An 18,643-nucleotide genomic window follows, 5' to 3' on the forward strand; every position below is an offset into this window, starting at 1 on the left:
GATATATCGCAACTTGGAGGAACTGTGGACGAGAACACCTGGACCGTCACCGGTCCGCAGACCATCGACGTCGACGGCGTCAGGTCGCTCAAACTGGGAATCATCCGCGGCCGCTTCGACGTGGTCACCCACGCCGAGGATGTCACGCGGATCGAGGTCTCCGAAATCCACGGGGACCCGCTGACCATCACCCTGGTCAACGGCCGGCTTGAAGTGCGGCACCAGCTGCACGGCGCCCAGGGCTGGTTCAGGAACCTCATGGACACGGTCAACAACAACAGCAACAACTCCGTGGTGATCAGCATCGCGCTGCCGGCCGGAGTGGAAGTTGAAGCCGGCACCGTCAGTGGCGACGGCCTGGTCTCGGGGATCAGCGGTCACACCAAGCTGAACACGGTCTCCGGATCCGTCATCGCGGACAATACCGCCGGCGAACTCCATGTCAATACCGTCAGCGGAGACGTTATCGCCCGGAACCACGACGGCGTCCTCACCGCCAAGAGCGTATCCGGCGAAGTCACGGCGTCCGGCCGCTTCAGCAATATCCGCGCCAACACCGTCAGCGGCGACATGAGTTTCGACCTCCACGGCTTCACCCACGACTTCGGGGCCAATTCCGTTTCGGGTGACCTCACCGTCCGGCTGCCCCACGACGTCGGCGTGGACATTGTCGCCAAGTCCGCCAGCGGCGCTGTGGTCATCGATGACCAGAAATACATCGTGCCGGGCGGCAAGGTGCAGACCATCGCCGGGCCGGATGAACAGCTCATGCTTGTCCGTACCAACTCCGTCTCCGGCAAGACCTTCATCATCCACAGTCAGCCGCCAGCGGACGCCGAAACGGAGGCCTAGATGCCTCCGGTCTTCGCCCACGGCGCACTGCGCCTCTATTTGCTCTCGCTTCTGGAGTCCGGCCCCAAACACGGCTATGAGCTCATCAAAGCGCTCAGCGACCGTTTCGGCGGCACCTACTCCCCCAGCGCCGGAACCATCTATCCGCGGCTCGGCAAGCTGGAAGAAGAAGGGCTCGTGGCCACAGAGGCCGAAGGACGCCGCACCAACTACCGCATTACCGCCGCGGGGCTGGTGGAGCTCAACCGGCGCAGGGATGAACTCGCCGGGGTCGAGAACGACATTTCGGCCTCGGTGCGCCGGCTGGCCGACAATCTGCGGGAGGATATCCGGGTCAACATGCGCGGACTCCGGGCCGATCTTGCCGCCACTGCTGAAGCAGCCAGGACGTCCGCGCGCACCGCACGGTTTACTGACCGCGGCACCCGGCACACCCCCGAAGGCGACCGCACACTGAAAGAAGCGGAAATGCTGATTCAGGCGTTCAGGGACGACCTTCGGGTGGAGCTTCGGGTCCAGGCCAGCGCGGCGCCTATCAGCAGCGTCACACTCGAAACGATCCGGACGGTCCTGGACCAGGCAAGGATTTCGATCCGCAGTTCCCTGACGGCCGACAGTCACTAACCTTCTCTGGTTCGCGGGCCGTCGCGTGATGTGGGAGACTTGAGGGCAGCTCTTTTGAGTACCAAGATTAAGGAGGCCAGCTATGAGCAAGCGTGCACGTAAACGTCGTGACCGTAAGCGTGGCGGCGCGAACCACGGGAAGCGCCCCAACACCTAAGCTACGGTTTGGAATATGAGCTTAAAAGCGAAAGGCCCCGGAAACCACATGGTTTCCGGGGCCTTTCGTCGTTAACCTAGGCCTCAACAGGGCGGATCGCATGAATCCGGTCCAGGATGGCGCTCTTCAGGTTCTCCGGGGCAGCTTCCGTACAGGACCGCTTGACCACTTTGCGGATGACGCACTCGAGATCGTACTCCTCAAAGCACTCCGGGCAACCGTCCAGGTGATCTTTGATGTCCGCGATGTCGCTGTGTGTCAACGCACCGTCGAGGTATTCGTAAATACGTTGCATCCGGGCGTCGTCGCAATCGCCCAGTCCCTGGCAGTCGCTCATTTCCTGTTCTCCTGTTTTGTGCTTTCGGCCGCTGTGCCGGTATCGGCTGCAGCTTTGAAACCCCGCTCTGCTGCGTAGTCCGCGAGCATGTCGCGCAGCATCTTGCGGCCGCGGTGAAGCCGGGACATCACCGTGCCGATGGGGGTGTTCATGATGTCTGAGATTTCCTTGTAGGCGAAACCCTCCACGTCAGCGAAGTACACCGCCAGGCGGAACTCTTCCGGGATCGCCTGCAGTGCCCGCTTCACGTCGGAATCAGGAAGGTGGTCCAAGGCCTCCGCTTCGGCAGAGCGCAGTCCGGACGACGTGTGGGATTCCGCCCGGGCCAGCTGCCAGTCCTCAATGGTGTCCGAATTCGACTGCAACGGCTCGCGCTGCCTCTTGCGGTAGAGGTTGATGTAGGTGTTGGTGAGGATCCGGTAGAGCCACGCCTTGAGATTGGTCCCGGGCTTGTACTGATGGAACGCGGAGAAAGCCTTTGTATAAGCCTCCTGCACCAGGTCCTCGGCGTCGGCAGGATTCCGCGCCATCCTCATGGCAGCCGAATACAGCTGGTCGACGTACTGCATGGCGTCGCGTTCAAACCGCTGCCTGCGCTGTTCAGAGGTCTCTGATCCGACGTCGACCCCGGCGTCGGCAGCTTCCGGCTCCGACGCTTCCGGCCCTGCGTCGGCGCGTACCCCGCCGTCCTTGCCGGCCGCGCCGTCCTGACGGGCCCCCGCATCCGCCGGAAGCTCACTGGTGGTCTTGGCGTCGTTTCCGGCGGCCTCATATATGGCCGCAACGGCCGGATCCATGGTGCTCATTGCCTTCAAGTCTACTGTGACGCGTCGCGAGGCTCCCGGCGGGGGTCCGCCGGCCTCATCCCCGTGTCCAGGGAACTCCAGGGGCGTCAGGAGTTCCACACTGTCCCTCACCAATGTCAAAGCTTCATCTCCGCTCCGTAGTCCTTGTGTCGGTCCTGTGTCGTTATGTCGGCTGCCCTTGTGTCGTGGTCCGCGCAAGTCGACCACGCGTGCGGCCTGTCCGGCGCAGCAGGGGCCTGAGGCCGTGGCCAAGCACAGTCCCCGGCCCATCGGGACCTGCTTTTCATAACCACTGCCGGCGGGCAAATATTCCGCAAAAGTGCAAGACTAGAACCGGTTCCCCCGCAGAAGTTCCGCGGCTCGTCCACCCAGGAGGAAATTCATGTCGTTTGTCCGTATTCTCGCCCGCCCCATGCTGGCCTCCAGTTTCGTTCTCGCCGGCCTGGACAAGCTCAAGAACGCGGATGACACTGCGACGCAGTTGTCCCCTCTTCTGCGCCGGGCAGCGGACTCCCTCCCGTTCGCCACGAACGAAAAGGTCCTGGCGCGCGTCATCGGCGGCACCCAGGTGGGCGCCGGCGTGCTGTTCGCCCTGGGCAAGTCGGCACGGCTCGCGGCCTCCGTCCTCGCAGTCATTTCAGCGCTGAACGCTTTCGTTGAGTGGCGCAGTGCGGATATCACCACCAAGGAAGGCCGGGACGCACGGCGCACCCAGCTCCTGAAAAACGTCACCCTCACAGGCGGAGTGCTGCTTGCATCCGTGGACACCGCGGGCAAGCCGAGCCTGGCCTGGCGGGCCGAGCACCTGGCAGCCGATGCCCGCAAGGGTGCCAGCCACCTGGCAGCCGACGCACGGAAAACCACCACGAAGAAGTTCAAGAAGGCCGACAAAGCTGTCCGCAAGGCCGTGGACCACGCAGTGAAAGCATAGGCACGAATGACAGGCACCGCCCCCACCGCGTCAGTCCCTTCCGGACCCGTTGCTGACGGGCCCCACTGGCCGGCACCGTTCGCCGAAGCACCGGTGGACGCCACAGTCACCGTGCCCGGTTCCAAGTCCCTGACCAACAGGTATCTGGTTCTTGCGGCCCTTGCCGACGGCCCTTCCCGCCTCCGGGCACCCCTGCATTCGCGCGACTCGGCCCTGATGATCCAGGCGCTCAGCCAGCTTGGTGCCGGCATCCGGGAAGTCCCTGGCGACGGCTCCTTCGGGCCCGACCTTGAGGTCACCCCCCTCGATCCGGACACCGCGGCAGCCGATGCCGCCGTCGACTGCGGACTCGCCGGCACTGTCATGCGCTTTGTTCCCCCGGTGGCTGCGCTCCGCAGCGGCGTGACAGTGTTCGACGGCGATCCGCACGCCCGGAAACGGCCGATGGGTACCATCATCGAGGCCCTGGCCGCGCTCGGCGTGGAGGTCCGCGCCGCGGACGGAGCCCGGCCGTCAGCGCTGCCCTTCGCGGTGGACGGCACGGGCGAAGTACGGGGCGGCCACCTGGTGATCGATGCAAGCGCCTCCTCGCAGTTCGTGTCGGCGCTGCTCCTGGTAGGCGCGCGTTTCACCGAGGGTCTGCACCTGGAACACGTGGGCAAGCCGGTCCCCAGCCTGGACCACATCAACATGACCGTGGCCGTCCTGCGGGAAGTTGGTGTGTCCGTCGACGATTCCGTCCCGAACCACTGGGTTGTGGCGCCGGGCGCCATCCGGGCCTTTGACCGCCGCATCGAGCAGGACCTGTCCAACGCCGGCCCGTTCCTCGCCGCAGCGCTGGCAACCCGGGGCACCGTCCGCATTCCCAACTGGCCTTCCCCCACCACGCAGGTGGGCGACTTGTGGCGCAGCATCCTGACCGCCATGGGTGCCACGGTCACGCTGGACAACGGGACGCTCACTGTCACCGGCGGTCCGGAAATCAAGGGCGCGGACTTTGCTGACACCAGCGAACTTGCACCGACCGTCGCCGCGCTGTGCGCATTGGCCACGGGTCCCTCGCGGCTGACCGGCATCGCGCATCTCCGCGGCCATGAGACGGACCGGCTCGCCGCACTCGTGACGGAGATCAACCGCCTCGGCGGCGATGCCGAGGAAACCGCAGACGGCCTGGTGATCCGGCCCGCAAAGCTCCACGGCGGCGTCGTGCACAGCTACGCGGACCACCGCATGGCCACCGCCGGCGCCATCCTGGGCCTCGCCGTGCCTGGCGTGGAAGTGGAAGACATCGGCACCACGTCCAAAACGATGCCGGACTTTCCGCAACTGTGGGAAGAAATGCTGACACGGCGGGCGGAACAGGCCAGTGGGGCGTAGCACCGGTTCCTGGGACGAGTCCGATATCCGGATCCGTCCCAACAAGAAAGGCTCGCGCCCCCGGACCAAGGACCGGCCCAGCCATGACGACGCCGTGACCGGCCGTATCATCACGGTGGACCGCGGGCGCTACACGGCTGTTGTGGGCGAGGATAGCGGGAACGAACGCACCGTGATCGCCGCGCGTGCACGTGAACTGCGCCGTTCACCCGTGGTAGCCGGGGACTTCGTGTCCCTGGTGGGCGATGTTTCAGGAGCGCCGGATACCCTGGCGCGGCTCGTGAAGATCCAGGACCGCCGCACCCTGCTGCGTCGCAGCGCCGATGACACGGACCCTATCGAGCGGGCGGTGGTGGCCAACGCGGACCAGCTTGTAGTCGTGGTCGCCGCCGCAAATCCGGAACCGCGCACCGGCTTTATCGACCGCGCCCTGGTGGCCGCATACGACGCCGGGATTGAGCCGTTGCTGCTGGTCACCAAAGCGGACGTCAAGGATCCCACGGAGCTCCTGTCCAACTACCGGCACCTTGATTTTCCGGTGATCATCAGCCGAACGGCCGACGCCGCGGCCTCCGGGATCGATGCACGCTCCGATGACGGGCTGTCAGCGCGGCTGGACAGCGACGCCGTCTCGCAGCTGCGGGCCCACCTCGACGGCAAAGTCACCGTGATGCTCGGCCATTCCGGAGTGGGGAAGTCCACCATGGTCAACGCCCTCACCGGAGCCGAGCGGGCCACGGGAGGGGTCAACGCGGTCACCGGACGCGGACGGCACACGTCGTCGTCGGCGCTTGCGCTGCGCATCAGTGACGCGCCCGCCGGAAGCTGGATCATCGACACACCCGGCATCAGGTCCTTCGGCCTGGCCCATGTGGATCCGGACCGGATCCTGCGTTCGTTCCCCGACCTCGAACCCGGCACGGACGCCTGCGAACGCGGCTGCAAGCACGATGCGTCCGCCGTTAACTGCGGTGTGGATGCCTGGGTGGCCGAGGGACACGCGGGCCCGTCGGGTGCAGCGCGCCTGGCGTCCCTGCGGCGGTTGCTCGGCACCGACCCCCGGATGGAAGCTCAGGATGCCAAAGAACTCGGCATCGTTTCGTGACATCCCGGCCGGGCGGCCGCAGAGACGGTAGTTTGGAACCATGACCCAACCCGCTTCGAGCTACAACGATGACCTGCGCCTCGCCCATGTCCTGGCCGACTCTGTTGACTCCCAGACCATGAGCCGCTTCAAGGCGCTGGACCTTCAGATTGAAACCAAACCGGATCTGACGCCGGTAACGGATGCTGACAAGGCAGCTGAAGAGTCCATCCGCGGCCAGCTCTCCCGTTCCCGTCCGCGAGATGCCGTCCTCGGTGAAGAGTTCGGCAGTTCCGGGCACGGTTCCCGCCGCTGGATCATCGACCCCATTGACGGCACCAAGAATTTCGTCCGCGGCGTCCCGGTGTGGGCCACCCTGATCGCCCTCGTGGATGAGGGCGAGCCGGTGGTCGGCCTGGTCAGCGCGCCGGCGCTGGGCAAGCGCTGGTGGGCCGCGAAGGGAGCCGGAGCCTACATGGGGCGGTCGCTTGCTGCTGCCACGAGGTTGAAGGTTTCGAACGTGTCCAGGCTGTCGGACGCCTCCCTCTCCTATTCGAGCCTTGGCGGCTGGAAGGACCGCGGCAACCTGGACGAATTCCTGGGCCTCACCGAGGAAGTCTGGCGGACCCGTGCCTACGGTGACTTCTGGTCCTATTGCCTGGTGGCCGAGGGAGCGGTGGACATCGCCTGCGAGCCGGAGCTCAACCTTTACGACATGGCCGCCCTGGTGCCGATCGTCACCGAAGCCGGCGGCCGCTTCACATCGCTGGAGGGAGTGGACGGCCCGTTTGGCGGAAATGCCCTGGCCACCAATTCAATCCTCCATTCCGAGGTCCTCAAACGGCTGAACCCGGACCTCGACGACCTCCTCTGAGGCGCATCGCGGCTGGTGGCCGCTGAGCCTCGGCGCGGCTACATCGCCCGTGCCACTTCGACGGCAGGCAACAGCCATAAGCCGAATAAAACGACGGCGGATGGCCCTCCCGGGGGCGTCCGCCGTCGTTTTATTCGGCGGGAATGCCATTCTTCCGCGTGCGTAACAAAGAGCTTAATAATTGCCGTGGCTTTCCCGCGGCGCAGTGAATGTCCTAATCTCGAAACAGGTCACGAGTGCCAGCGCTAAACCCCGGTTTGCTGGCCGGCAACCCTCCATTCGCGGTGGGGTGCCCCGGGTGACGACCAGGCCGGTCCGGAACGGACCCGGCAAGCGCGGATCCCCCAAGTGCGGGGTCCCTTTACAGTGAGGTCCCCATGACTACTGCCACTTTCCCCGCAAACGCCGCAACCACGTCCGCCGCAGGCTTTTTGGACCAGCGCTTCACTGTCGCCCAGCGCCCCCTCTCAGCCGTCACCGGCGCGGAGATCCAGGCTCCCCTGATTCAGGGCGGGCATGTCCGTTACGCGAACCTCGATTACGGCGCTTCCGCTCCGGCGCTGTCCGTCGTCTCGGCCTACCTCAACGAGATCCTGCCGTACTACGCCAGCGTGCACCGCGGCGCGGGCTACGCCTCTCAGATCAGCACGTCAGTGTATGAAAACGCCCGGAACATCGTCCGCGATTTCGTGGGGGGCAGGGCTGACGATTCGGTCATTTTCACCCGGAACACCACGGACTCGCTGAACCTGCTGGCCGGGTGCCTGCCGGTGGCCGACGGCCGCCCCACCGGCGAGGTTTTGTACCTGGACATTGAACACCACGCCAACCTGCTCCCGTGGCAGGGCGTGCCACACCGCAGCGTTGTTGCCGCTCCCACGCTGAAAGCCACGCTCGAAAGCCTGCGCTCAGAGCTCCAACAGGGTGACATTAGCCTGCTGGCCGTCACGGGCGCTTCCAACGTCACCGGCGAAATCCTCCCCATCCGCGAACTGGCCGCGCTGGCCCACGAACACGGCGCAAGGATCGTTGTGGACGCGGCCCAGCTGGCCCCGCACCGCCGCATCGACATCGCCGCGGACGACGTCGACTACCTCGCCTTCTCGGGCCACAAGCTGTACGCGCCTTTCGGCAGCGGCGTCCTGGTGGGCCGGCCGGACTGGCTCGACGCCGGAACCCCGCACCTCGCAGGAGGCGGAGCCGTCCGTGAGGCGCGGCTGGATTCCGTCAGCTGGACCACAGGACCGGCACGGCATGAGGGCGGCTCGCCCAACGTCCTTGGCGCCGCCACCCTGGCCCGGGCCACCCAGGTCATCGGCGCACTTGACCAGGAACTGTGGCACGCCCATGAGACCGCCATCCGGTCTTTCCTCGTTGAGGGACTGCAGAAGATCGACGGCGTCACTGTGCACCAGATCTTCAGCGACACCGACCAGGCCACGGACACCATCGGTGTGGTCAACTTCTCCGTCGCCGGCTACGACGCCGGCCTCGTGGCGGCCTACCTTTCCGCAGAACACGGCGTGGGCCTGCGCGATGGCCGCTTCTGCGCCCACCCGCTGCTGAAGCGCCTGGGGCTGCCGTCAGGCTCGCTGCGGGCAAGCTTCGGAGTCGGCTCCCGGCTGGAGGACGCCCAGCGCCTGCTCGCAGGCATCGAGGAGCTCCGCCGGACCGGCCTTGGCTGGGACTACGTGGTGGACTCGGGCCGCTGGGTGCCGGCCAACGACACCCGCAGCTACCCGGAGTGGGCACCCAACACACCCGGCACCGCCGGCGCAGCGCCCTGCACCGAAGACTGAGGCCGCTGCGCGTGCGGTAAATTCGAGGGGTAAGAATTCCAGCCTGCCCGAAGGAGACTGCACGTGGCACGGGGAGGCCCCAAACTGCACCACCAGCGCCGCTACGAGCTCGGCCAAAGCTTCCAGGACGGCGGCGAACACTATGACCGCGTCCGCCCCGGCTACCCTGCCGATTCAGTGGACTGGCTGCTCCGGAGCGCCGGCGGCACGGGCGGGGCGTCCGACGCCGCTGACATCGGGGCCGGGACGGGGAAGTACACCGCCTTGCTGGTGCAGCGCGGACTGGCCGTCTCGGCCGTGGATCCCTCACCGGACATGCTGGCCCAACTACGGCTCGCCCTCCCCGGGGTTCCTGCAACGGAAGGCACGGCAGAGGCGACCGGACTCGCGGACGCGGCGTTCGACGTCGTCACCGTTGCCCAGGCATGGCACTGGTGCGACCCCCGCCTGGCCAGCACCGAGCTGTCCCGCATTCTCCGGCCCGGCGGCGTGCTGGGCCTGATCTGGAACCAGCTGGATACGTCCGTCCCGTGGGTCCATCGACTCTCCCGGATCATGCATGCCGGCGATGTGCACAAGCCGGATTTCCGCCCCGCGGTCGGACCGGAGTTTGCCGGGCTCGAGAGCCACCTGACCCGCTGGGAAGACCCTGTGACAACCGGCGACATCGTCGAGCTGGCAAAGTCCCGCAGCTATTACCTCGCCGCCGGTGAAAGCATCCGGGCCAAGGTCCGCGCCAACCTGGACTGGTACCTCCACGAGCACCTGGGGCACTCCGCCGCGGACGTCATCGGGCTCCCCTACCTGACCCAGACCTGGCGGGCGTTCAAGGCATGAGTGCCGCAGCCAAAGCGGTAGGCTTGGACTCGTGAAGACCAGCGCGCCCTCCTCCTCCATCGAGGACTACGTCAAGGTCATCTACTCCTTTACGGAGTGGCAGGATAAACCCATCACGTCCTCACAGCTGGCACAGCGGCTCGGCGTCGCCAACTCGTCGGTCTCGGAAATGGTCCGCAAACTCAAGGACCAGGGCCTGGTTGACCACAAACCGTACAGCGCCATCACGCTCACGGCCGACGGCATCCGGCTGGCGCTCTCCATGGTGCGGCGGCACCGGCTCATAGAGACCTACCTGGTCCAGGAACTCGGCTACAGCTGGGACGAGGTCCATGACGAAGCCGAACTCCTGGAACACGCCGTGTCGGATACCTTCATCGAACGGATGGCCGGCAAGCTCGGTAATCCCCTCCGCGACCCGCACGGTGATCCCATCCCGGCAGCCGACGGCACCGTCCAGATGCCGCATGCGCACCGGATGAGCGAACTCGACGAGGGTCACAAAGGCCGCATCACCCGGATCAGCGACGACAATCCCGAGCTCCTGCGCTATCTTGCCGCCCAGGAAATTGACCTGGACGCCGATATCGAGGTGCTGGGCCGGAAACCGTTCGGCGGAGCCTCGTAGTCAGGATTGCGTCCGCAGGCGCCGACCGCGAATTCGATCTTGCCGATGAGGTCTCGTCGGCGCTGTGGGTGCACAGCGAATCCCGCCACGCCGGCTGCCGGCTGGCGGACGCCTGACTTTCCGCCCGAATGAAACCTGCCGGAAGCCCCGGCTCGCCGACTGACAGCGCGCGCCTGGCCGCCTGACGGCGGAGTCCCGCCGTCGTGAACCCGGTGCGGCCACGCGTCCCGTATCGTTAAACGATGGTTACGCGACGTGAAGCAGCTCAGATCCTCGATATTCCTCTGGAAATGGCGCACCGTCACGGTATCCCCGCCCGGCTCTCGGACGCCGAGCTGTCCGAACTCCTGGACAATCCACCGGCCTGGCTCGTCCAGTCAAAGGCAAACCGGACCGGCAAGCGGCCCGTCTGGGTCCAGCTGACGTGCGCTGTCTGCGGTTTCTCGGAGGCCGCCCGGCCCAAGAAATGGTGGCCGCCGTTCACCTACGTCTGCTGCGCCCATCACGCACCGGGCGACCTGCCGCCGGTCCTCCCGGGCCTCGTCCGCAGCGAGTACGAGGGAATCGGCAGCAGATTCGTCGGCATCGTCGACGTTGAAGTGCCCGCTTCCTGACCGCCGATGCCCGCACGGGGTTCCGGGCGCCCCGTGAGTTGGGCGGTGCCGGAGGCCCGGCTTGGTGCCAGTTACATTCGCGGCAAAACAGGCGTACCTTACAAGCACGGGGCTTATTCAAGGCCCCGAGGTAAGGGAGGGCGACATGCCTGACAAATCGCCGCACCGGCAGGTCACCAAGAAATCGGACAAGACCATCAAGCAAAAGAGGGCCGACAAGAAGTCCAAGCATGACCTGGACGCCCACGTGGACCCCGTGGCGCACATCAAGAAGCGCTGAACCCGAGGCCACCGACGGCCGCTGGGGAGAATGCAAGAACGGTGCAGAAAACAAAAGGCCGGAAGCTTTCGCTTCCGGCCTTTTGCACGGGGCGGAACAGCGTTGCCGCTATCCCGATGGTGGAGATGGGGGGAATTGAACCCCCGTCCGATGTCGTGTTGTCAGGGCTTCTCCGGGCGCAGTTTGCGTCGGATTTTCTCGGCCCCAGCTATCCTGCAAACAGGTAGCTGATCCGGGCCCAGTCATTTAAGAGTCCCGTTCACCCCAATGACGAAGGTAAACAGCAGTGGCTATCTTAATGACGCCAGGATCCGGGACGATAGCAATCCCGGGCTGACGGACTGTCTTACTGCTTAGGCAGCGAGAGCGAAGTCAGTGCGCGTTTGTTTGGCACTTATTGTTTTGCAGACAGCGTTTACGAGATAATTCTGCATCCTCGGCCCGCTTCACCTGTCGCGACTAACATCGTCGAAACCGATCATCCCCGTATTTTGTTACCAAACCGGTCTGGTCCTTCGCGGATTCCCTGCGGGTTCCGCGCCGTTCCTTCCCGGACACCAATTATAACGCACTGCAGTCCGGAATCATTCCCGGCCGCCGGCAGGCAGATCGCGGCAGGTTCAGCCGCGGCGGCCGGAGCGTTCAGCCGCGGTTCCTTTCGCGCATGACACGCAGCGCTTCGCGCTTGTCCTGCTGTTCGCGCAGGGTCTGCCGCTTGTCGTATTCCTTTTTACCGCGGGCGACGCCGATCTCAACTTTCGCTTTGCCGTCCAGGAAGTAGAGCTGGAGCGGAACGATAGTGAAGCCGGATTCACGGACCTTGTGTGAGATCTTGGTCAGTTCCTCGCGGTGCAACAGAAGTTTGCGCCGCCTGCGGGCGGAGTGGTTTGTCCAACTCCCCTGGTTGTATTCGGGGATGTGGATTCCCTCCATCCAGAGTTCGTCGTTATAGAACGTACAGAACCCGTCAACCATGGAAGCGTGGCCCTCGCGCAGGGATTTCACTTCCGTTCCCATGAGCGCGATGCCCGCCTCATAGGTGTCGAGGACATGGTAGTCATGCCGGGCCTTCCGGTTGGTGGCCACTACCTTACGGCCACTTTCTTTCGGCACGGTGGAACTCCTCAGCTCTTGGTCTGGATGCTTGCCCGGCCGTCGCGGCCCGGGGCTCTTTAATTCTACGGCAGCCCCGGGGCTGCCGCAGGTGCCGGTCGATGCACCGGCCGGCACCGGCCTGTCAGAGCAGGATCATCGGGTCGACGGCCTGACCGTTGAGCCAGGTCTCGAAGTGCGAATGGCAGCCGGTGGAGTTACCGGTGGTTCCGGAATAGGCAATGAGCTGCCCCTGGCTGACCTGCTGCCCCACCGAAACCACCACGCTGCTGTTGTGGTAGTAGATGGTGGTCAGCGAGTTGCCCTGGACCACGCCGTGAGAAATCTTGACGTTGTTGCCGCCGCCGTCGTTACTCCAACCGGCTGAAACAATGGTGCCGGCCGCCGGTGCGTAGACGGGTGTCCCGCAGCTGGCACCGAAGTCGATGCCAGTGTGCATGTATCCGCCGGAGCCGTAGAAGTCGACGGTGCCGGGCGGCGTCGCACGCCACCCGAACCCTGAGGTGATGGGGACGTCGGCCGAGAACGGGTGCCTTAGCCCAAAGGCCGAGGGGGGCCCGACCTGCGGAACGTAGGGCTGGGCTGCCTGGCCGGCGGCCCTTGCCGCTGCGGCAGCCGCTTCAGCGATGCGGCGCTGTTCAGCTTCCCACGCTTCACGCAGTTTCCGGTCGCGTTCAACGATCTCCGCGGCCACCGCGTCCTGGGCTGCCTGGACTTTCGAGAGCTGGTTCTGGATACCGGGTTTCGCGGCCTGAAGCTCGTTGTTGATCCGGGTGGTGTCAGCGATCAGCTTGTCCACCTGTTCTTTCTTGGCGGCGGCTTCGTCCCGGGCTGCCTTCTCCCTGGCCAGCGCCGCGTCCGCCTTGGCTTTGAGGTCCTTGATCTCCGCTTCGACCGCCTGCAGGCGCGCCTGCGAGTTGACGTTTGTTGCGTTCTGCTGGGACAGCTTGTCCATGGCGGAGTTCTGGCTGCGCATGGCCTGGTCCGCGAGGTCCATGGTGTCCGTCAGGCTGCCGCCGCTCTTGGATCCAAAGAAGAGGGTGAGGTTCGAGGGGACGCCGCCGGACTTGTAGGCCTGGGTCGCGATCTGGCCGATGAGCTTCTTGGTGTCGGCGATTTTTTGTTTATCGGATTCAAGCTGCTGCGTGATCTTGGCTTTGTTCTGCTGCGCCAGGTCCACACGCGCGGCCAGTGCCTCGACTTCCTTCACTGCACTCGCGACCCGGCCCTGTGCCTCGAGCAACGCCTGCTGGGCGGCAGGAAGCTGCCCCTGGTAGATCACCAGGTCTCCCGCGGCCTTGGCGATTTTGGCATCCACAAATTCAAGGGACTGCTGCACGCGGGCGGCCTCAGCCTCAAGGGCCGCCTGCTTGTCTTCCAGTTCGTCCGCGAAGGCCACAGGGGTGGAGGCGCCAAGGCTCGCGGCAAGAATCAGTGCCAGGGCGGCGCTGATGATGCGGCTGCCCCGTCCCGCGGGCCGGAGCCGGCGGGCCTTGCGGTCCGGTTCTGTCATGGTCATTCCTTCGTTGGTATGCACAGCCTAGACCCGCAAATATCTACGTAAGGTCAAGAGAGACGAAATTCCAGCCAAAGTTGCGCCCAGTCCGATCAGCGCCGGCGCGAGGATAAGGGTCTGCGCCGGAGAGATGAACGCCGTGTCCGGGTACTGCTTGGACATGTATTCGCCAAGGAAGAAATGGGCCACCGCCCAGAGAGTGCCGGACGCCAGCGCGGCCCCGATCACGGCGGCGATGACTCCTTCGAGGATAAAGGGCAACTGAATGACCGTCTTGGAGGCCCCGACCAGCCGCATGATTCCGGTTTCCCGGCGGCGGCTGAAGGCGGAGAGCCGGATGGTGGTGGCGATGAGCAGGATGGCGCAGACGATCATCACACCGGCGATGATGACGGCGACCAGCGAGGCCGCGTTCATTACCGAGAAGAGCCGTTCCAGGACCTGGCGCTGGTCAATCACCGTCTCGACGCCGGGCTGCGAGGAAAACGTCTCGCTGATGATCTGGTATTTTTCCGGGTCCTTCATGTTGATCCGGAACGAAGCCGGCAGCTGGTCCGGAGTCACCGAGTCGACGATCGGGGAGTTGGAGAACTGCTCCTTGAAGTGCTTGTAGGCCTCGTCTTTGGACTCGAACTGAAAGTCATTGATGTACTGGGCCACGGCGGGCGATTCGAGCAGCGTGCGGAGGTTTTCCTGCTGCTCCGGAGTGGCCGTCCCGGTGGCGCAGCCGGCCGCCGTCGAGCCGTCACCGCAGAGGAAGATGGCCACCTGGACTTTGTCGTACCAGTAGCCCTTCATCTGGTTGATCTGCAGCTGCAGCATGCCGGCGGCACCGACGAATGTGAGCGACACGAAGGTCACCAGGATGACCGACACCACCATCGACAGGTTTCGCCTCAGGCCGCTGCCGATCTCGCTGAGGATGAATGCCAGCCTCACTGTGCCTCCCCTGCCTGGGAGGAGACGGATCCGTCACCCGGGTCCGCAGCGGACCCGTCCGGACGTCCGCTGGCGTCCTTGAAGCGCCTCGACTGCCCCACGACCGGAATCATTGAGGTGTACAGGGCCCGGGCCTCGTCACGGATGACAACTCCGTTCCGGAGTTCCACCACCCGTTTGCGCATCTCATTGACGATGTCGTCGTCGTGCGTGGCCATCACAACCGTGGTGCCGTTCTGGTTGATCTTGTCCAGGACGCCCATGATGCCCATGGACGTCGTGGGGTCCAGGTTTCCTGTGGGTTCGTCCGCCAGGAGGATCCCCGGCCGGTTGACCACGGCGCGGGCGATGGCCACTCGCTGCTGTTCACCGCCTGAGAGTTCATGCGGCATGCGGTGTTCCTTGCCTTCAAGGCCTACCGTCTTGAGGACTTCCGGGACCGTGTCCCGGATGATGCTGCGGCTCTTTCCGATGACCTGCATGGCGAAGGCTACGTTGGCGAAGACATTCTTTTGCGGCAGGAGCCGGAAGTCCTGGAACACGACGCCGATGCCGCGGCGCAGCCGGGGTACACGCCAGCTTGAAATGTTCGCGACGTTCTGGCCGGCCACGTAGACGGCGCCGGAAGTGGCCCGGTCTTCCTTGAGTACCAGGCGGAGGAAAGTTGATTTACCGGAACCGGAGGCGCCCACGAGGAACGCAAACTCACCACGGTCGATTTCAAGGTTGACAGAGTCCAGCGCAGGCCGGGCCTTCTGGTCGTAGACCTTGGTGACATTCTCGAAACGGATCATTGCCCTAAGAACCCTGCAGGACACGGCTGATGGAGCCCAGTACTGCAGCCGGTGCACGGGCTTTCTTTTGGGGGAAGTAGAGCTCCGGCTCCTCGACTATACGCACGGGCACCTGCAGAAAAGCATGAGTTCAGGGGCGTGTCGCATGATTTCAGCCAGCCGCACGGGCGTCCCGGCCGCGCGGCAGTCCTAGTCGGCAGCGTTGCGGTTGTCAGTGCGCCACCGGATGCCGGCGTCGATAAAGTCGTCGATTTCACCGTCGAACACGGCCGAGGTGTTGCCGACCTCGTGCTCGGTCCGGAGGTCCTTGACCATCTGGTAGGGGTTCAGCACGTAGGACCGCATCTGGTCGCCCCACGATGCCTTGACGTCACCGGCGAAGGCCTTCTTTTCCGCGTCCTCCTGCTCCTTCTTGAGAAGCAGAAGCCGGGACTGGAGGACACGCAGCGCAGCGGCGCGGTTCTGGAGCTGGGATTTTTCGTTCTGCATGGACACCACTGTCCCGGTGGGGATGTGGGTCAGGCGCACCGCCGAGTCGGTGGTGTTAACCGACTGGCCGCCGGGACCGGAGGACCGGAAGACATCCACGCGGATTTCGTTGTCCGGGATATCGATGGAGTCGGTCTGCTCGATCAGCGGAATGACTTCCACGGCCGCGAACGACGTCTGGCGGCGGCCCTGGTTGTCGAAGGGGCTGATCCGGACCAGGCGGTGGGTACCGGCTTCCACGCTTAGCGTGCCGTAGGCGTAGGGGGCGTTGACCTCGAAGGTGGCGGACTTGAGCCCGGCCTCTTCGGCGTAGGAAGTGTCCATGATGGTGGTCGGATAGCCGTGGCGCTCAGCCCAGCGCAGGTACATCCGGAGCAGCATCTCGGCGAAGTCCGCGGCATCAACGCCGCCGGCCCCGGCACGGATGGTGACCACGGCTTCGCGTTCATCGAACTCCCCGGACAGAAGCGTCACCACTTCGAGGTCCTTCAGCGACTTACGGATGGACTCCAGCTCCGCTGCGGCCTCGCCCATGGAATCGGCGTCGTCCTCGTCCTGTCCGAGTTCCACCAGGACTTCGAGGTCGTCGATCCGGGAAACCAGCGTGTTGAGGCGTTCGAGTTCGCTCTGCCGGTGGGAGAGCCTGGACGTGATCTTCTGGGCGGCTGCCGGATCGTCCCAGAGGTTGGGCTCTCCTGCCCGCTCGCTCAGTTCGGCGATGTCTTCCTTCAGCTCCTCAACATTCGAGACGTTTTCGATGGAGGAGTAGGTGGCGCGCAAAGCGCGGATTTCTGCGGAAAAATCTATTTGAGCCATGGTTGTTAAAGCCTACGCTATCCTTCCTAGCCGCCCCGCACCGCTACCGGACGAGCCTGGAACGCGCTGTTGATGTTGCCTCGATCCTGATCCCGTCCGGGATGATGAAGTTAACGATCGGGGGATGCACTTCAGCACTCAGCACGACGACGGCGGTGGAACCGTCCGGGCTGCCGGTGCCGGGTGCTACGGCAAGGCCGCTAAACCTGCCGTAGGCGCCGTTCCGGCTCAGGTAGTCCGCTGCAACGCTCCGCACCCGGCCCCCGCTGAGGACCGCGGACGGACTGCCCCCGCCCGTCTCGACCTGGCCCAGCGTGTAGCTGTCCGCGGCTGCGACAGACGCTCCGTCCGCCGCGGACAGCAGCTTTTTTTGTTCCAGGTACAGGGAGGACGCCGCCATGACGGCGGTGGTGACCAGCAGCGCCAGGAGAACGTAGCCGATGATCAGGACCATCATCTGACCGCCCTCCCCGCTCTGGTCCCCGACTCTGTGTTGCACCGTCACCGGAACCGTCCCACAACTTGGGTGGCCGAGGCGTCCAGCCGGCTGGCATTGAGCTGCAATGAATCGCTGAAGGGTACAAAGGGCAACGGGACCGTCAGGTGGACGGTGATGGTGACGGCCGACCCCGGCGCGAGGCAGTCCGAGGGCTGGCAGCTTGCGTCCATGCTCGCGTTATCCGCCGGATGCCCGTAGTCGGCGAGCGCGAGCATGACTGCCTGTTCTGCTGCCGCCCGGCCGCTTTGCGCGTCGGGCTGGGCAACGTAGACCTTGGCAGCCTGGTCGGCCGCGCCGACGACGGCGAAGGCACCGCCCTGGATCTGCCCCACGGTGATGATGAAGTACACGAGGGGAACCATCAGCAGGAGTGCGAGGAACGTGAATTCGACGACGGCGCTCCCCCGCTCCCCTGCCGTTGCGTCTGCGCCTGCTGCCGCGGGACACGGCCCGGGACGGGTGCCGCGGTTCGGGGCGATCCGGCCCGCTGGCTCGGGGGTGGCAGCGACGCACCCGCCCCTACGGAATCCCCGTGACACCAGGGCCGGGGTACTAGGGCTGGATGGCAGCATGGCCCTTCACCTCCAGGGCTTCCCGGGGCCCGATCAGGCCTATCACCGGCAAGGGTGCCCTGACCGTCACTTCAAGGGCGCGGATGCCTTGATATGTCACCTCCGAGGTAGTCACGTCCCGGGCAAACTCCGCGTTGAGCGCTATTCCGATCAGCTCGCTCGTGCGGTCTCTGGCATCAGCCGCGTTCCGGTCGGCGAGTGTGCCGTACCTGGCGCCCGAGGCCGCAGCGTCGATCAGCGTGTTGCGCACGTGCAACACGAGCGTCAGTTGGATCACCGCCAGGAAGAACATCGTGAGGAGCCCTCCGACCAGGACAAAGTCCACGACGGCGGAGCCTCGTTCCCGCCCGGATGGACCATCGCGCCCTGACGGCTTATCCACCACATGGCAAGGCGGACCTTCTCCCATCCGGCACGGCGCATCGTCCGCCGCGCGCACCGCCGCGGGCATGTGCTAGTTTCCGACCTTGTCCATGGCCTGGTTAAACAACCCCTCCAAGGCGGGGCCGGCCAAGGCCAGCAGGGCGGCCACGAGCACTGCCGACATGAGCGTGATCATTACCCAGCCCGGCACATCCCCTCTTTCCGGATGGTCCGTGCTGCGGGGAGGCATTCCGCTTTTCCCGACGAAAGCCGCGGTTGTCCTGAGCAACAGGGCGAGGGTTTGGATCACGGCCAGGGCACGGATTCCGAGGTGTGTCATCG

At 65.0% G+C, this 18,643-nt stretch carries 22 protein-coding genes, 1 other RNA gene, 1 pseudogene and 1 riboswitch; of the genes and pseudogenes, 12 read left to right on the top strand and 12 right to left on the bottom strand.

All coding sequences use genetic code 11. From position 1 onward, the window contains the following. Positions 1 to 24: 24 nt before the first annotated feature. From TV39_RS13760 to TV39_RS22855, 3 genes are all read left to right on the top strand, one after another. Positions 25 to 852, top strand: coding sequence for a DUF4097 family beta strand repeat-containing protein (locus TV39_RS13760; RefSeq protein ID WP_043482595.1), 828 nt, complete (start codon positions 25 to 27; stop codon positions 850 to 852). After that, complete coding sequence (locus tag TV39_RS13765) at positions 853 to 1,476, top strand: PadR family transcriptional regulator (RefSeq protein ID WP_043482596.1); 624 nt, start codon at positions 853 to 855, stop codon at positions 1,474 to 1,476. 82 nt (positions 1,477 to 1,558) lie between these two features. Continuing rightward, positions 1,559 to 1,633 (top strand): 50S ribosomal protein bL37, encoded by a 75-nt coding sequence (locus TV39_RS22855; RefSeq protein WP_369299106.1) that lies wholly within the window; start codon positions 1,559 to 1,561, stop codon positions 1,631 to 1,633. A gap of 76 nt (positions 1,634 to 1,709) precedes the next feature. On the opposite strand, the gene rsrA is transcribed toward TV39_RS22855, so the two are convergent. Both rsrA and TV39_RS13775 read right to left on the bottom strand, forming a co-directional pair. Then, positions 1,710 to 1,970, bottom strand: coding sequence for a mycothiol system anti-sigma-R factor (gene rsrA, locus TV39_RS13770; RefSeq protein WP_043482597.1), 261 nt, complete (start codon positions 1,968 to 1,970; stop codon positions 1,710 to 1,712). After that, positions 1,967 to 2,776: a sigma-70 family RNA polymerase sigma factor gene (locus tag TV39_RS13775; RefSeq protein ID WP_144406421.1), complete on the bottom strand. Its 810-nt coding sequence runs from the start codon at positions 2,774 to 2,776 to the stop codon at positions 1,967 to 1,969. Before TV39_RS13775 ends, rsrA begins: the two co-directional genes overlap by 4 nt. 382 nt (positions 2,777 to 3,158) lie before the next feature. Here TV39_RS13775 and TV39_RS13780 point away from each other — a divergent pair, with 382 nt between their 5' ends. The 9 genes and pseudogenes from TV39_RS13780 (at position 3,159) to TV39_RS22735 (ending at position 11,200) form a co-directional block, all read left to right on the top strand. Continuing rightward, positions 3,159 to 3,707: a DoxX family protein gene (locus TV39_RS13780; RefSeq protein ID WP_043482598.1), complete on the top strand. Its 549-nt coding sequence runs from the start codon at positions 3,159 to 3,161 to the stop codon at positions 3,705 to 3,707. Between the two features lie 6 nt (positions 3,708 to 3,713). Continuing rightward, positions 3,714 to 5,084 carry a 3-phosphoshikimate 1-carboxyvinyltransferase gene (aroA, locus tag TV39_RS13785; RefSeq protein ID WP_043482599.1) on the top strand — a complete coding sequence of 457 codons (1,371 nt, stop codon included), beginning with the start codon at positions 3,714 to 3,716 and terminating at the stop codon, positions 5,082 to 5,084. Beyond that, positions 5,074 to 6,189: a ribosome small subunit-dependent GTPase A gene (rsgA, locus tag TV39_RS13790; protein ID WP_043482600.1), complete on the top strand. Its 1,116-nt coding sequence runs from the start codon at positions 5,074 to 5,076 to the stop codon at positions 6,187 to 6,189. Before aroA ends, rsgA begins: the two co-directional genes overlap by 11 nt. Positions 6,190 to 6,229: 40 nt before the next feature. Beyond that, positions 6,230 to 7,042 (top strand): histidinol-phosphatase, encoded by an 813-nt coding sequence (gene hisN / locus TV39_RS13795; protein WP_043482601.1) that lies wholly within the window; start codon positions 6,230 to 6,232, stop codon positions 7,040 to 7,042. Positions 7,043 to 7,270: 228 nt separating this feature from the next. Beyond that, positions 7,271 to 7,384, top strand: a riboswitch (SAM riboswitch). 35 nt (positions 7,385 to 7,419) lie between these two features. Continuing rightward, positions 7,420 to 8,841 (top strand): aminotransferase class V-fold PLP-dependent enzyme, encoded by a 1,422-nt coding sequence (locus tag TV39_RS13800; protein ID WP_043482602.1) that lies wholly within the window; start codon positions 7,420 to 7,422, stop codon positions 8,839 to 8,841. 63 nt (positions 8,842 to 8,904) lie between these two features. Further along, positions 8,905 to 9,678 carry a class I SAM-dependent methyltransferase gene (locus TV39_RS13805; protein WP_043482603.1) on the top strand — a complete coding sequence of 258 codons (774 nt, stop codon included), beginning with the start codon at positions 8,905 to 8,907 and terminating at the stop codon, positions 9,676 to 9,678. Positions 9,679 to 9,709: 31 nt separating this feature from the next. Continuing rightward, a pseudogene (locus tag TV39_RS13810) lies at positions 9,710 to 10,422 on the top strand (metal-dependent transcriptional regulator). A gap of 126 nt (positions 10,423 to 10,548) precedes the next feature. After that, positions 10,549 to 10,920: a hypothetical protein gene (locus TV39_RS13815; protein WP_043482604.1), complete on the top strand. Its 372-nt coding sequence runs from the start codon at positions 10,549 to 10,551 to the stop codon at positions 10,918 to 10,920. A 145-nt stretch (positions 10,921 to 11,065) separates the two neighbouring features. Further along, positions 11,066 to 11,200 carry a hypothetical protein gene (locus tag TV39_RS22735; protein WP_268747783.1) on the top strand — a complete coding sequence of 45 codons (135 nt, stop codon included), beginning with the start codon at positions 11,066 to 11,068 and terminating at the stop codon, positions 11,198 to 11,200. Between the two features lie 117 nt (positions 11,201 to 11,317). Here TV39_RS22735 and ssrA read toward each other — a convergent pair. The 10 genes from ssrA to TV39_RS13860 all read right to left on the bottom strand — a co-directional run bounded on the left by ssrA (position 11,318) and on the right by TV39_RS13860 (position 18,641). Continuing rightward, positions 11,318 to 11,686: a transfer-messenger RNA gene (gene ssrA, locus TV39_RS21765) on the bottom strand. Positions 11,687 to 11,842: 156 nt separating this feature from the next. Further along, entirely contained in the window at positions 11,843 to 12,313 is a 471-nt protein-coding gene (gene smpB / locus TV39_RS13820; RefSeq protein WP_043482605.1) for an SsrA-binding protein SmpB, read from the bottom strand. Positions 12,314 to 12,437: 124 nt separating this feature from the next. After that, positions 12,438 to 13,832 (bottom strand): M23 family metallopeptidase, encoded by a 1,395-nt coding sequence (locus TV39_RS13825; RefSeq protein ID WP_043482606.1) that lies wholly within the window; start codon positions 13,830 to 13,832, stop codon positions 12,438 to 12,440. Positions 13,833 to 13,853: 21 nt separating this feature from the next. Further along, positions 13,854 to 14,768: a permease-like cell division protein FtsX gene (gene ftsX, locus TV39_RS13830; protein ID WP_043482607.1), complete on the bottom strand. Its 915-nt coding sequence runs from the start codon at positions 14,766 to 14,768 to the stop codon at positions 13,854 to 13,856. Next, a complete protein-coding gene (gene ftsE / locus TV39_RS13835) occupies positions 14,765 to 15,562 on the bottom strand; it encodes a cell division ATP-binding protein FtsE (protein ID WP_043482608.1) in 798 nt (265 codons plus the stop codon). The genes ftsX and ftsE overlap by 4 nt, the downstream gene beginning before the upstream one ends. Before the next feature lie 189 nt (positions 15,563 to 15,751). Further along, positions 15,752 to 16,867 (bottom strand): peptide chain release factor 2, encoded by a 1,116-nt coding sequence (gene prfB, locus TV39_RS13840; RefSeq protein WP_043482609.1) that lies wholly within the window; start codon positions 16,865 to 16,867, stop codon positions 15,752 to 15,754. Between the two features lie 43 nt (positions 16,868 to 16,910). Then, entirely contained in the window at positions 16,911 to 17,324 is a 414-nt protein-coding gene (locus tag TV39_RS13845; protein ID WP_043482610.1) for a pilus assembly protein TadG-related protein, read from the bottom strand. Positions 17,325 to 17,368: 44 nt separating this feature from the next. Beyond that, positions 17,369 to 17,905: a hypothetical protein gene (locus TV39_RS13850; RefSeq protein WP_235347390.1), complete on the bottom strand. Its 537-nt coding sequence runs from the start codon at positions 17,903 to 17,905 to the stop codon at positions 17,369 to 17,371. 13 nt (positions 17,906 to 17,918) lie between these two features. Next, positions 17,919 to 18,347, bottom strand: coding sequence for a TadE family protein (locus tag TV39_RS13855; protein WP_442853498.1), 429 nt, complete (start codon positions 18,345 to 18,347; stop codon positions 17,919 to 17,921). A 45-nt stretch (positions 18,348 to 18,392) separates the two neighbouring features. Continuing rightward, on the bottom strand, positions 18,393 to 18,641 hold the full coding sequence (locus tag TV39_RS13860) for a hypothetical protein (RefSeq protein ID WP_043482611.1): 249 nt from the start codon (positions 18,639 to 18,641) through the stop codon (positions 18,393 to 18,395). Between the last annotated feature and the right edge of the window lie 2 nt (positions 18,642 to 18,643).

Source organism: Arthrobacter sp. SPG23 (genome assembly GCF_000876655.1).
Taxonomy (GTDB): domain Bacteria; phylum Actinomycetota; class Actinomycetes; order Actinomycetales; family Micrococcaceae; genus Arthrobacter.